Annotated in this window: 10 protein-coding genes; 6 read left to right on the forward strand and 4 right to left on the reverse strand. The window is 38.2% G+C overall.

The window, feature by feature from the left end:
• The first annotated feature begins 4 nt into the window (after positions 1–4).
• The 3 genes from NG743_RS20910 (at position 5) to NG743_RS20920 (ending at position 6160) form a co-directional block, all read left to right on the forward strand.
• The gene (locus NG743_RS20910; protein WP_257120803.1) at positions 5–4243 is read left to right on the forward strand and encodes a non-ribosomal peptide synthetase; all 4239 of its coding nucleotides are present in this window, start codon (positions 5–7) and stop codon (positions 4241–4243) included.
• A gap of 207 nt (positions 4244–4450) precedes the next feature.
• A complete protein-coding gene (locus tag NG743_RS20915) occupies positions 4451–4681 on the forward strand; it encodes a hypothetical protein (RefSeq protein WP_371316444.1) in 231 nt (76 codons plus the stop codon).
• A 273-nt stretch (positions 4682–4954) separates the two neighbouring features.
• Complete coding sequence (locus NG743_RS20920) at positions 4955–6160, forward strand: DUF4336 domain-containing protein (protein WP_257120804.1); 1206 nt, start codon at positions 4955–4957, stop codon at positions 6158–6160.
• 15 nt (positions 6161–6175) lie between these two features.
• Here NG743_RS20920 and NG743_RS20925 read toward each other — a convergent pair whose 3' ends face one another.
• Positions 6176–6955, reverse strand: a complete 780-nt coding sequence (locus NG743_RS20925) for a DUF3226 domain-containing protein (RefSeq protein ID WP_257120805.1) — start codon at positions 6953–6955, stop codon at positions 6176–6178.
• Positions 6952–8103, reverse strand: coding sequence for an AAA family ATPase (locus NG743_RS20930; RefSeq protein ID WP_257120806.1), 1152 nt, complete (start codon positions 8101–8103; stop codon positions 6952–6954). Before NG743_RS20930 ends, NG743_RS20925 begins: the two co-directional genes overlap by 4 nt.
• Before the next feature lie 201 nt (positions 8104–8304).
• Between NG743_RS20930 and crtD the strand changes: the two genes are divergently transcribed.
• From crtD to NG743_RS20945, 3 genes are all read left to right on the forward strand, one after another.
• Positions 8305–9819 (forward strand): C-3',4' desaturase CrtD, encoded by a 1515-nt coding sequence (crtD, locus tag NG743_RS20935; RefSeq protein ID WP_257120807.1) that lies wholly within the window; start codon positions 8305–8307, stop codon positions 9817–9819.
• A 683-nt stretch (positions 9820–10502) separates the two neighbouring features.
• A complete protein-coding gene (locus NG743_RS20940; protein WP_257120808.1) occupies positions 10503–12692 on the forward strand; it encodes a transglycosylase SLT domain-containing protein in 2190 nt (729 codons plus the stop codon).
• Between the two features lie 134 nt (positions 12693–12826).
• Positions 12827–13423, forward strand: coding sequence for a Uma2 family endonuclease (locus tag NG743_RS20945; protein ID WP_027401978.1), 597 nt, complete (start codon positions 12827–12829; stop codon positions 13421–13423).
• Positions 13424–13635: 212 nt separating this feature from the next.
• Here the strand turns inward: NG743_RS20945 and NG743_RS20950 are convergent, their stop codons facing one another.
• Both NG743_RS20950 and NG743_RS20955 read right to left on the reverse strand, forming a co-directional pair.
• Positions 13636–14409, reverse strand: a complete 774-nt coding sequence (locus tag NG743_RS20950; protein ID WP_257120809.1) for an ion transporter — start codon at positions 14407–14409, stop codon at positions 13636–13638.
• A gap of 58 nt (positions 14410–14467) precedes the next feature.
• The gene (locus NG743_RS20955) at positions 14468–14962 is read right to left on the reverse strand and encodes a hypothetical protein (protein WP_027401976.1); all 495 of its coding nucleotides are present in this window, start codon (positions 14960–14962) and stop codon (positions 14468–14470) included.
• Between the last annotated feature and the right edge of the window lie 177 nt (positions 14963–15139).

Below are 15139 nucleotides of genomic sequence, written 5' to 3' on the forward strand. Positions count from 1 at the left end.
AACCATGAAAACAACAAGTCAATTTTTATATGATTTAAGCAATTTAGGAGTTAACCTTTGGGCTGAAGGTGATAAATTGCACTATCAATTTCCCAAGGGAATCCTAACACCTGAAATATTATCCCAAATGCGTGATCGGAAAGTTGAGATATTAAATTTACTCCAGAGATCAACTAGCCAGTCAATTACTCCCATTATTCCTATTGGTATTGATAGAAAAGAAAATATTCCTCTTTCCTTCGCTCAACAAAGACTTTGGTTTCTCGATCAATTAGAAGGAAAAAATGCCACATATAATATGTTTTTGGCGTTAAAGATAGAGGGTAAATTAAACCAGGATGCTCTAGTTCAAACTATAAAAATTATTGTGGAACGACATGAAACATTGAGAACCAGGTTTAGTAAAATTGAAGGCTCTCCTGTCCAAATTATCAGTCCTCATTTAGAAGTAGTTCTAAACATAATCAACTTAGGGCAATTATCTGAGCAAAAAAAGGAAAATAATATAAAATATTTAGCTCAAAAAGAAAAAAAACAACCATTTGATTTGACAATTGCCCCCCTATTTAGAGCTAAGTTATTACTACTAACAAACACTTCCCATATTTTATTTCTAACTCTCCATCATATCATCAGTGACGGTTGGTCAATGGGAATCTTAAAAAGGGAATTATCCCAGGTTTACCAAGCACTCACTACAGGAGTCTCTTCCTCATTAGCTCCATTACCCATTCAGTATGCTGATTTTGCACAATGGCAACGCAATTGGTTACAAGGTGATGTTTTAGAGTCTCAGCTATCCTATTGGAAACAACAATTGGGTGGTAGTCTTCCCATCTTACAACTACCCACAGATCATTCTCGTCCACCGATTCAGAGTTACAATGGCGCGTCTCTACCTCTGAAACTTTCCCAAGATTTAACCAATGAACTTAAAGTTCTGAGTCAGCAGCAGGGAGTTACCTTGTTTATGACTTTGGTGGCAGCGTTCCAGATATTACTCCATCGCTATAGTGGGCAAGAAGATATTATTATTGGGACAGCGATCGCTAATCGTAATCGCCAAGAAATTGAGCCGTTAATCGGATTTTTTGCGAATACTCTGGCATTAAGAATTAATTTAGCAAATAATCCCAGTTTTCAAGAATTATTACTAAAAGTTAAAGAGATTTGTTTAGATGCTTATAGTCATCAGGATTTGCCTTTTGAGAAGTTAGTAGAAGAACTACAGCCGGAAAGAACCTTAAGTCATGCGCCTATTTTTCAGGTGATGTTTGTTTTTCAAAATACACCACAGGAAACGATAAAATTAGCAGATTTAACGATTGAACCAATTAATTTAAAAACCCAAACAGCGAAATTTGATTTAACCTTATCTTTAACAGAAACACCTGCTGGATTAATTGGTGAGTGGGAATATAGTACAGATTTGTTTGATGATGCCACTATTACCAGGATGAATGGGCATTTTCAGGTGTTATTAGCGGCAATTGTGGCTAATCCTGATCTGGAAATCGGTAGATTATCCATTCTCACCGAGGCAGAAAAACATCAGTTACTAGTGGAGTGGAATGATACAAAAGTAGAATATCCGCAAGATAAATGTATTCATGAATTGTTTGAGGAACAGGTAGCAAGAACACCGGAGAATATAGCAGTAGTTTTTGAAGGAGAAGAATTAACCTATCGAGAACTTAATCATCGTGCTAATCAACTGGCGCACTATTTGCAAAGTTTGGGGGTACAATCAGAGGTATTGGTGGGGATTTGTGTAGAGCGTTCTTTAGAGATGATTGTGGGATTATTGGGGATATTAAAAGCTGGTGGTGCTTATGTTCCTTTAGATCCTAGCTATACTCAAGAGCGTCTTGCCTTTATGTTGGCAGATACCCAAGCATCAATTTTGTTAACTCAACAGTCATTGGTTGATCAACTACCAGCAAATAAAACCCATATTATTTGTCTCGATACAGATTGGGAAAAAATTAATAATCAGGGACAGCATAACCTAACTTATCATGAAAGATCCGATAATCTCGCTTACATCACCTACACTTCGGGTTCTACAGGTCAGCCCAAAGGTGTTTGCGTCATTCATCGAGGAGTTATCAGGTTAGCAAAAAACATTAACTACGCTAACTTAACTTCCACAGAAACCTTCTTACAACTAGCTCCTATTTCCTTCGATGCCTCGACTTTTGAGATTTGGGGTAGCTTACTCAACGGAGCAAAATTAGTTATTTTCTCGCCACATACACCCTCATTATCAGAATTAGGACAAGCTATCCTCAGCCACAAAATTACAACTTTGTGGTTAACGGCTGGACTATTTCACTTAATGGTAGATGAGCAAATAGAAAATTTAAAGTTGTTACATCAACTGTTGGCTGGTGGAGATGTTTTATCTATTTTCCATGTCCATAAGTTTCACCAAATAGCCGAAAATTGTCAGTTAATTAACGGTTATGGTCCAACGGAGAATACGACCTTCACCTCCTGCTACCCAATGCCAAAAATAGCACAAAAAATAGCACAATTTTATAGCTCCATTCCTATCGGCAGATCAATTACTAACACCCAAATTTATATTCTTGATTCCTGTTTACAACCAGTTCCCGTCGGTGTGCCGGGAGAACTACATATTGGAGGAGACGGATTAGCAAGAGGTTATTTAAACCGACCAGAATTAACTGCTAAAAAATTTATTTCTAATCCCTTTGGAAGCGGAAAAATCTACAAAACTGGCGACATAGCCCGCTACTTACATGATGGTAATATTGAATTTATTGGACGCATTGACAATCAAGTAAAAATTCGCGGTTTTCGCATTGAGTTAGGAGAAATTGAAGCCGTTCTTGCGGAACATCCTCATATTCTCAATGTAGTAGTTATTGTCCGTGAAGATAATCTAGAAGATAAACGCCTAATTGCTTACATTGTTCCCCAAGTTCAAACAACATTAACTCAATCAGAAATGCGCCAATTTCTGAAACAGAAGTTACCCGAATACATGATTCCCTCAGCATTTGTCTTCTTAGCAAAATTTCCCTTAACACCCAATGGCAAAATTGATCGTCGCGCTCTCCCTACTCCTGAACAAATTCGCCCAGAACCAGAAGAGACTTTTATTGCCCCTCGTAATGAATTAGAACAGCAACTTACAAAAGTTTGGGAAGCAATTTTAGGAATTAAATCCATTGGTGTAACAGATAATTTCTTTGATCTGGGGGGACACTCGTTACTAGCTGTCAAACTATTTGCCCAAATTGAAAAAACTTTCAGGATAAATTTACCCTTAGCTGCAATTTTTCATTCACCAACGGTTGAACAACTGGCTAATATTATCTGTTCCCAAGGACGGATATCACCTTACTACTCTCTCGTACCGCTTCAACCAAAAGGTTCTCGTCCTATTTTGTTTGGTATTCATCATATTTACTTCCAAGATTTAATCCGCTATTTGGGAGAAGAACAACCTGTTTATGCCCTCCATTATGGTATATCAGAGCCAAAGGATAAGGCACTCTCTTTGCCTAAAATGGAGGATTTAGCGGCTCATTATATCGAAGAAATGCGATCGCTTCAACCACAAGGTCCCTACTTTTTAATGGGTCTTTCCATAGGTGGTATGGTCGCTTACGAAATGGCTCAACAACTTGTCGCTCAAGGTCAAGAAGTAGCCCTAATAGCGTTATTTGATACTTTTCTAAAAAAGGGTAGTAATGTTAAACTCTTGCCCTTCTCTCAAAGGCTGAAATTACTATGGAATCTGGAATTATCAGAATTTTGGACCAGGGTTCACTTTAAAATAAAAATCAAATTTAATCGTCTCCTATCTCGATATTTCCCTAAGACGAATATAACTGAACAAGTCAAATCTCAATATCTTCCCCACACTTATACTGATTATCCAATAAAGTTACTTCGCGATGCCTATACTCCTGAATCTTACTCAGGTACAGTGGTTTTGTTTCAGGCAATTGATTCTCCTATTTCTATTACTTATAGCTTTGATCCACTAGAAGTTCAATGGAGGAAACTAGTCAATGGGGAGTTAGTAATTTACAACATTCCAGGCAATCATACAGGCATCTTAGAAGAACCCAATGTCCAGCTTTTGGCTGAAAAATTAACAGGTTGTATAGATAAGGCTTTGGGAGATTCTGAATTACTGAATAATGAAAGCGAAAACCAAATTACAAATAATTTAGTCTCCCATCTTGCAAAAGATTCACCCGATTAAAGGTTATTACTGAACAAGAGAAAACTTTACCCGATGAGAGATAATCGGGGTATCAAACATCTCCCCATTCCTGTCACCTCTTAATTTTCGACGCTAGGCGATTCCTACCTAATTCCTATGTCGCGCTTCGCTATCGCCTTCTTGATATCTCTAGTATAAAACATCTCCCTATTGCTGTTGCCTCTTCATCCCTTTTTCCTGGGGGGTGTGAACAGTTACGATGGAATACCTGGGTTTTGGATAGCTTCAGCAGAAGATATTGTTTTACAAAAACTGCGCTGGGGAAAGGGAAGTAAATCAGAAAAACAATGGCGTGATGTTTTGGGGATAATTAAGTTACAAGCGGAAACTTTGGATTATCATTATTTAACAGAATGGGCAGAAAATTTAGATTTAGTTGCTGATTTGAGTGAGGTATTAACTCAAGCTGGAATATGAAATTAATATGAAAATATAAAAGTGTAGAAACCCAATTTCTCTAAGGGAATACCAAAAAATAAATTACCCAATTTTGTGGGATGGGCATCCTGCCTGTCCTTGATGATTAGCGGGCAAGATGCCCGCACCACAAGAAATTTTTGGGTATTTTTTTAATTGGAAGTCCCTAAGAAGTTAGGGATTTTATGTTGATCACCCCCATAATTTGCTAAACTCCTAATTTGGAAAAGCAAACAAAAATCTCAGCAGCAGGTATTAGGGGAGGTTCGCAAAGTGGTTGAAAGTGCAGAAATAGAACAAATTCATCCCCAGGATTTTTCGTGGCGGTTTTGGCCTGTTGTGCCAATTTATCCTTATGGTCAACGGCGCACTATTCGCAAAGAAGTTGTTAAAGATACTATCTGGACTTTTGATCAATTACAGGGAATTTTCTATGTAGTTGTGCCAATTCGCATGACTGTAGTTAAGCTGGAAAAAGGTGGTCTGCTGGTTTATGCACCTGTCGCACCAACGGGAGAATGTGTTCGGTTGCTGAATGAGTTGATGACAAAATACGGTGAAATTAAGTATATTATTTTGCCCACGATATCGGGAATAGAACATAAGGTTTTTGTTGGTCCATTTGCGCGACGCTTTCCCACTGCACAGGTTTTTGTTGCTCCCGGACAATGGAGTTTTCCCTTGAATTTGCCTTTAAGTTGGTTGGGTTTACCTAGTAAACGGACTCATATACTGCCCGAAAATAGCCAGGAAGCTCCTTTTGTTGAGGATTTTGATTATGCAACCCTCGGACCGATTGATTTGGGTTTGGGTAAGTTTGCAGAGGTGGCTTTTTTCCATAAGCGATCGCACACTCTCTTACTTACAGATACCATAGTTTCAGTACCAGCAGAGCCACCAGCAATTGTTCAACTTGACCCCTACCCCCTACTGTACCACGCCAAGGATAAAGCTTTTGACATGGTTGCCGATACCTCAGCAAATCGCAGCAAAGGGTGGCAGCGAATCACATTATTTTCCTTATATTTTAGCCCCAGTGTGTTAGAAGTACCTACATGGAGTGAAGCATGGCGTGATGCCCAAACAGCCCCAGAACGTTCGCGCAAAGCCTATTTTGGGTTTTTCCCCTTCCAATGGCAAGAAAATTGGCAAGAGTCATTTAATATTCTGCAAGGAAATGGGCGAATATTTGTTGCCCCAATTTTACAAAGTTTGATTCTCAATCGCGCCCCCCAGGAAACTATAAATTGGGCTGATAAAGTTGCTAGTTGGGATTTTCAATGGATTATTCCCTGTCATTTTGATGCCCCAATTAAAGCCACACCGCAGCAATTTCGGCAAGCATTTACGTTTTTAGAAAAATGTAGTTTATTTAGTAGTAATTATTCTTTACCGGAGGATGATTTTAAGTTATTGAGAAATATTGATTCAGGGTTAAATAAGTTGGGTATTGTCCCACCTGCAAGGGAGAAGGTGTAGAATTTAGGGTATTATTCAAGTTTCTAAATTCAACAAGTTCCTGAAAAACTTAGTTAAATTTTGAATTGCTGGAATTTGAGCTTCTGTTTCAGGACTAATCCAACTGTTATCACTAATACTTGTTTGATTAGTTTTACCTGGTTTTAGAACACTTACGACTGTAGCAATTATCGCCTTTTCTTGGTCAAAAGGTTTCCATTTTAAAGGCTTTTTCTTCCTCTCTTCTTCAGAAAATTTATCTACATACTCTCTTGCTCTTTGCATATATTCAGGATAAACCAAATCACCACAGTCAGATATCAAAGTATCTAAAACTCCTTGTTGAGAATTATCTGGTAATATATAAATTCCTAATTTTGGTGAACCTCCTATGATATTACCAGTTGCATTGACTGTAATAGGAAAATTAGGAAAATATTTTTTTAAACCATGATGATATTTTTCTGCAACTTTGTTAGGTGTATCGTCATCAGCATCAGCTACAATTGCAAAAGCTAAAAAAGTAGAATAATCAATATCAGATAATTTATCATTCAAATTAGTAATTAAATTACTTCCTTCACCTGCATATAAAGCAATTGATAAAGTCTCTGTATACAAAATTGCAGGCATATCAAGTCTTACATATAACTTTCCCCCTTTAGGGTAATTAGGGATAAATTTCCGCCAAAAAGGATCTAGTTCTGATATCTTCCCATCAAATTTAGAGAAGCCTAATAATTTACACAAAATCTTAGAGATAAAAGCCTGATGATGATTCCCCTCAACACCAATTAAAACATATTTCCGACTCACCAACGCACCTCCTGACCTAATTCTTCTCTTAACCGTCTTAATCTATGTCCATCATGTCTAACTACTTTTGTTTTTCCTTCCTTTGGTTCTAAGCGATAAAGCACTAAATCTGAATCTGATTCAGTAACTCCTAATAAAGCATCAACAGCTTCAAGACTATGGGTAGTTGCAAATAGTTGAACATCCATTTCTGTACACCATTTAACTAACCATCGAAAAGAATTTTGTAAGGCTTCTGTATGAATTGTTGACTCTAATTCATCAATTAAAAGAATACCACCTTTGACGCTGGCAAGTTTAAGAGCTATATGCAATAAACGACGGATACCATCACCAAAAGTGCTAACCGGTGCAAGTCCTAGTTTTTCATGTTGAATATATATATTAAATCGAGAACTAATAGATTCTGGAGATAACAAAATTTCTATGTCAGAAATATTTTTATCCATCTGTTGTAATAATTTCACCACATCGGCTTTAAAATTTTGAAATGTTGCTTCTGAAAGTAATCGAAATTGACTAACTTCTGAACGATGAGATGATGGTGTTACTACAGATGTCTTTAGACTTGTTTCTCTCTTTCCAGATAATCTATAAAAACGTTCATCCTCCCATAACAAAAAATCTGTAATCAAATCAGATGGTTCACCAAGTAAACTTAACTGATAACCATCATCTGGAAATACCCCTATTTTTAGCTTAATTCCTTTCCTAACTCTTGGTGTATCTTCATTTTCAATTTCTTCTTCGTTGCTAAGATTTCTGATATTGCTTTCCTCTGATAACCATATTTCCTCCTGTTCTTCATAGCTTGCTATTAACTTCTTTACAGAAAATAAACCAGTGCTAGAAATAAGAATAATAGGTTTATCAGCTTCTACAATGGATGCAGAATTATGTGTAAATAACCACTTTATTGCATCCAGTGTCCGAGTACGATACACTCTCATATCCTGCTCTCGTTGATTTGCTGTATTAAGCCATACTTTAATATCTAATGGATGACAGTAAACAGATAATGCTTCTAGAACACTGGTTTTACCTGAGTTGTTAATACCAACAAGCAGGTTAATCCGTCCGATATCCTTTAGTTCTAAGTCTCGAAGTCCTCTAAATTGATGAATTGTGACGTTTTCTAAATTGCTCATAGGCTTAGTTTAGCTCAGGCTGTATACCATAGATTATTTTTTTAAAGTTGTCAACACATAACATACCATATTCACAATGTAAATAGAGTCATCTACCATTTATTTTATCGTAAATAAATCTGATATATTAGATGTTAATAATGATGATTATTTGATTAGATCATATCTCATTAATTCCTCTGAAATTGAAGTTAATCATCAATGTCAAATCTTACTGATCCAAAAAATCAATCCCGCGTTATCGTCATTGGTGCGGGTATAGGTGGACTTACAGCCGGAGCATTATTAGCACATAGAGGTTATAATGTCTTAATTCTTGACCAAGCAATTGTTCCTGGTGGTTGCGCTTCCACCTTCAAACGTCAAGGATTTACTTTTGATGTTGGTGCGACCCAAGTAGCGGGTTTAGAACCTGGGGGAATTCATCACCGCATTTTCTCAGAATTAAATATAGAATTACCCGCTGCGACACCTTGCGACCCAGCTTGTGCTGTATTTCTTCCGGGAGAATCTACACCCATTAATGTTTGGCGTGATTCTCAAAAATGGCAAGCAGAACGTCAAAAACAGTTTCCCGGAAGTGAACCTTTTTGGCAATTATTAACCACTTTATTTAATGCTAGTTGGGAATTTCAAGGACGTGATCCGGTTTTACCACCCCGGAATTTATGGGACTTAGGACAATTAATTAAAGCTGTCCGTCCGAGGACATTTATTACTGCACCTTTTACTTTATTCACTGTGGGGGATGCTTTACGATTATGTGGGTTAGGAAATGACCAAAGACTGCGGACATTTTTAGATTTACAACTGAAATTATATTCTCAAGTTAGTGCGGAAGAAACGGCTTTACTTTATGCAGCTACAGCTTTGAGTGTATCCCAATTACCCCAAGGGTTATTTCATCTGCAAGGGAGTATGCAAGTTTTGAGTGATCGCTTGGTAGAATCTTTAGAACGAGATGGTGGTAAGCTATTAATGCGTCACAATGTTGAAAAAATCCAAGTTGTCCATAACCAAGCCAACGCCGTCATCATTAAAAATCAGAAAACCGGGAAAACTTGGACAGAATCAGCAGATCATATAGTTGCTAACGTCACCGTTCAAAACTTGGTTCAATTATTAGGAGAAAATGCCCCTTCTGGATATAAACAAAGGGTCGAAAAACTCCCACCTGCTTCCGGCGCTTATGTGATTTATTTGGGTGTAGATAAAAGTGCAATTCCTCCTAATTGTCCACCGCATTTACAATTTTTATATGATGTAAATAAACCTATTGGAGAAAATAATTCCCTATTTGTATCTGTGAGTCATGAAGGAGATGGTCGCGCACCATTAGGAAAAGCCACAATTATCGCTTCTTCCTTTGTTGATTTTATCCCCTGGTGGGAAACTCAAAATTATGAAGAGTTAAAACAAAAATTTACTCAAGATGCCATATCCAAACTTTCTGAATATTTCTATTTGAAACCAGAAACTATTATTCATGTAGAAGCTGCCACACCTCGTACCTTCGCTCATTATACAGGTAGAGAATCAGGTATTGTTGGTGGTATTGGTCAAAGAATTCCCACCTTTGGACCCTTTGGTTTTGCTAATCGAACACCTATTCGTAATTTGTGGTTGGTTGGTGATTCTACTCATCCTGGAGAAGGGACTGCGGGCGTTAGTTATTCAGCTTTAACGGTAGTTAGGCAAATTCAAGCTCAAAATTAGCAATACAATTGAGGGCGGGCATTGGTGTCAACTTAGCCCTGTTTTGTCACTCTCGGAAAACAATAATCGAATCCATCTTTTGTAACTCTTATTTCATCAAGGTTTGGCGGTTTTTTATGTATCAAAAAATAAAATTGTTGCATAAAACGTCAAAACCAAAGCCCCGTAAACCTTTCAGGTATTGTATTTTCCAAATCTGACAGAACAGGGCTAAAGTAAGTAGTGAGACAGAATTAATTACACAATGTCATTGCGTAAGCATTGCGTGGCGTTAGCCATATGGAACGAAGTGAAATCAAGCAATCGCCAGGGTTGTGATTGCTTCCCTTCGCTCGCAATGACTGTAAATATTTTTGTCCAATTACTTAAACTGGGGATTTTTAGTCATCTTCAGATGACTTTTGCTATAAGACTGGGAATATGGCTAACGCCACGCTACGCTATCATTCCCAGGCGGGCTATGGGTTTTACGTTAAGTTGACACCAATGAGGGCGGGATCTCTCCGCCCCTACAATCTGTCACCACAAAATTAAAGAGAGATTACATTTGTATAAACTGGCGGAAAGTCTTGCATCATAGGCGTAAAACTTGGTGAGGGGTGTTACCCTAATGATAAAGTTGCCAAAATATTCATCTAATCGTCAACTTTCTCCGTGAGACGCTAGGCAAACAGCGAGTATCAATGTTGAAAAAACTACAGAAAACACAAATTTATCTACTTGCTGGTGCTGGACTATGTGCCTTTTTAGCCGGGGCAATGGTATCAGCCCCCCAAGCCAGCAAAACCGTCAGTCAATGGTTGAACTTGGGTCAGCGTAAGCCGGAAAAACTATCTGAGGCTGCAAAAGTTAAGTCAGTTGTCTTTTCGCTATTGTCTCAATCTGTACCAGAAAGATTAACAAAACTCACGGAAATTGCTGAAAAAGGCAGTTCCCCAGATCGGGAACGCGCCCGTTATCTGCTCTCTTGTGATTATGTAGAAACTTCCCAAGGCAAAAAAGCCCTGAGTCTATTGACAGGACTGGAAAAAGATTATCCTGTATTAGCACCTTATATTTTACTTAAACAAGCCCAGGCTCATGATATTTTAGGTGCAGATAAGCAAGCTTCCGATTTGCGCCGCAAGGTGGTAAAAGAATATGGCAAAGAAGCAGCCGTAGTCAAGGCTATATATGCGATCGCCCAACCAAAATTATCAGATCAAGCGATCGCTCAATTTCCCTCCCATCCCCTCACCTGGGAAATTATCCGCAAACGGTTAAAAGATAACCCAAATCAACCCAAATTACAATTAATCTTGGCTCAATACGCCGCAGACGAGCCGGGAATTGTGGGCGTATTAGATCAATTGGTAAAACAGCCACAACTCAAACCCACAGATTGGGAACTCATCGGTTCAGTCTATTGGGATAACAATGAATTTACCAAAGCTAAAAATGCTTACATTCAAGCCCCAAAAACAGCCACCAGCCTCTACCGTATCGCCAGAGGATTACAATTAAATAAAGAACAAGATCAAGCCATTGCAGTTTATAAACAACTACTACAAAAATTTCCCACCGCCAAAGAAACAGCAATAGCCCTATTAAGACTAGCCGATATTGCTAAAGGTAAAGATGCCATTATCTATCTTGACCAAATAATTAGTAATTTTCCCGATCAAGCACCTCCAGCATTAGTCAAAAAAGCCCAACTTTTAGCATCTCTCAAAGATAATAAATCAGCTAATACGACAGAGAAATTATTGCTAGGTAAATATAGCAGCACCGATGAAGCCGCAGAATTTCGCTGGAAAATCGCCCAAAATAAAGCCAAAAACAATGATTATTTAGGAGCATGGCAATGGGCGCAACCAATTACTATTAATAACAAAACTAGTATTTTAGCTCCTAGAGCCGGATTTTGGGTGGGCAAATGGGCAACAATACTAGGCAAACAACAGGAAGCTATTACTGCTTATAAATCTGTAATTAGTGAATTTCCTCAATCTTATTATGCCTGGCGTTCTGCCAGTATTTTGGGTTTAAATGTGGGGAATTTTAATACTTTGCGCGTGATGAATCCGGCAATTATTCCCCCGCAACGTCCTGTCCCTCCCGCCGGTTCTCAGACTTTCCATGAATTGTATTTACTAGGACAAGATCGTGATGCTTGGTGGCAATGGGAAACAGAATTTAAAAATAAAAAACAGCCTAGTGTTGCTGAACAGTTTACCGAAGGGTTGATGAGATTAACTAAGGGTGAATATCTCATTGGTATTGACAAAATCGCTAAATTGGAAGACCGAGAAACCCCCACTGAAAAAGCCGAATATGCAGCTTTAAGTCAACAACCCATCTACTGGCAAGCCCGTTATCCTTTTCCTTATTTTCAAGAAATTGAAAAATGGTCTACTTCCCGTCAACTTAATCCTCTCTTAGTTACAGCTTTAATGCGGCAAGAATCCCGCTTTCAATCCAAAATTAAATCCCCCGTCGGTGCAACAGGTTTAATGCAAGTTATGCCCAGTACAGGGGCATGGATAGCCCCACAAATCGGGTTAGATTTCAAAAAACTCAACCTAGAAAATCCTAACGATAATATTATGTTGGGGACTTGGTATTTAGATCATACTCATCAACAGTATGGCAATAATTCCATGTTAGCGATCGCTAGTTATAATGCCGGACCCGGCAACGTCGCCAAATGGCTACAAACCATACCCAAACAAGATCCCGATGAATTTGTCGAAGAAATTCCTTTTGACGAAACAAGAAATTACGTCCGCCAAGTTTTTGGCAACTACTGGAATTATCTCAGACTTTATAACCCAGAAGTGTCTGCCATAGTCAGCAAATATTCAGCAACACACCCACAATTACCAGCAAATTAATGAACCCGTAGGGGCGCAAGTCCTGCGCCCTTAATCAATTTAATAATATTCAATCCGATGTCAAATTTATTTTTTAGCCTAAACTAGATAACGAGGAACTTAGATAAAATACAAATCAGATTAGGTAATCTTCTATGATTGCAACCCCCAGCTATAACTATCTTTCCCCCACAGAATATCTCCAAGGGGAAGAAACCAGCCCTATCAAGCATGAATACAGAGACGGAGACGTTTACGCAATGGCAGGGGCTAGTAATACTCATGTAGTTATTACGCTCAATATTGCTTCAATGCTGAGAAACCATCTACGTGGTAGTGGATGTCAAGCCTACATTGCCGATACTAAAGCACACATTGAATCAATTAATACTTATTACTATCCCGATGTCATAGTCAGTTGTGACCAAAAAGATAAAGCCTTTCATAACTTTTTGCGTTATCCCTGTTTAATTATCGAAGTCCTATCTCCCACCACAGAAGCATTTGACAGAGGTGATAAATTTGCTGATTATCGCCACTTAGAATCACTTCAAGAATATGTATTAGTAAGTCAAACGCGAAGAAATGTAGAAATTTTCCGTCGTAATTCCGAGGGACAATGGGTATTTTATAGTTATGGACAGGGAGAAAATGTGCATTTAGCCAGTGTAGATTTTCACTGTCCTATAGAAGATGTCTATGAAGACGTGAATTTTGAATCCCCTGCTGTAGAAAATTCGCCCAAACCCTGACTGGGCGCAGACCCTGCGCCCCTACTGACTGTGATGTTACCCCCACGTAGTTCTAATAAGTAATTGGACAAAAATATTTACAGTCATTGCGAGCGAAGGGAAGCAATCACAACCTTTGGAATTGCTTGATTTCACTTCGTTCCATATGGCTAACGCCACGCAATGCTTACGCAATGACATTGTGTAATTAATTCTGTCTCACTACTTAGCTACTACAATTGTTTACCGCACCTTTTACAAAATTCGGCATCTGCATCATGAAAAGCTAAACCGCACCCTTGACAAACAGTTTCCACTTGATTTGCCGTTTTTACCAATCGTCTAATTAAGTCACCAATCTGCCAAGGAATCAGAGCCACGCCTGTTAAAATCATCAATACCGTTAGTAAGCGCCCTAACTCAGAAATTGGTATCACATCACCAAATCCCACGGTTGTCATTGTCACAACTGAGAAATAAAAAGCATCTAAAAAAGTATCAAAATTCTGGGGATTAACTGGATGTTCAACTTGATAAATTAACCCAGAAAAAATAAAAACTATCGCAAATAAAGTAAATAATATTCTCGCAAAAATTACACTATCTTGATTACTGATACTACCAATTAGAAACTTTTTATCAATAAATCTCAGCAAACGCAAGATTCTAAACCAACGTAATAGCCGGATAAAACTAGTATTTACTAATCCTATACAAGATGGCAAAATTGAGATTAAATCAATAATTGCATAAAGACTCAGAATATATTTAATTCTATCTTTTGTACTCCATAAGCGCAGTAAATATTCTCCAGCAAAAATTATTAATACACAATTATCTAATACTCTTAACTCCCAGCGAGCCTCTTGAGAAAGATCATAAGTTTCCGCCACGAAAATTCCTGATGATACTAAAACTAACAGAGCAATAGTTACACTAATTACCTTACCTATAGGAGTTTCTATGTCTGTTAAGTAAAAATCTATTTTCTCTCGGTTTAGCACCATCTTTTCCAAAATTCAACATTAAAAATCAAAAGGTTACAAAATTTTTACCAATTAAGAATTAAAATTTTAACCCAACTCCACCTTGTAAAGATAAAGCTGTACCACCAGTATTTCGGTAGGCATCAAAGGCAATAATAGCATTACCAAAAATCACAGTATTACTATTAGGAATAACATAGTCAATTCCCGGTTGCAGAGCAAAGCTAATTTTATTACCAACAGGGGAAGGCGTATCACCACTAGTTAAGGCTAAACCAGCACCTAAATAAGCATCAGTTTGCCAGTTGAGGGGGATGTCATAGGAAACAGTCGGAACTACTGCTGTTCCCCTACCAATTAAAGCTTGTGTGCGGAAAGAAATGGGTGTTTCTAGTAATTTGTAGCGAAAAGCCAGGACTCCGCCCAATTGAGTACCATCTGTCAACCCCACAGTCGGACCAATACCAACATAACTGCCATAAGCTACTTGTGCCTGTGCTGGTTGAGAGTTTACCACTAAACTCACAACTGTGCCGATTCCCATGATCCCAAGCCAACATTGAAAACGTTTCATTAGCTACTCCTGACATACTCTGAATTTAATATAACTTAGGCAAGAGGCTTACTGACAGAGGGTGTTTTAAAAGTCCCTGATGATGTACCAAATATTTATTACCCAAGCGAGTTTTCTAGAACGAGAAAGAATCTATTGAAAATCCAGTTCCCCTCTCGAAGAGCGGGGAGGGGCTAG

Source organism: Dolichospermum heterosporum TAC447 (assembly GCF_024584745.1).
GTDB classification, from domain to species: domain Bacteria; phylum Cyanobacteriota; class Cyanobacteriia; order Cyanobacteriales; family Nostocaceae; genus Dolichospermum; species Dolichospermum heterosporum.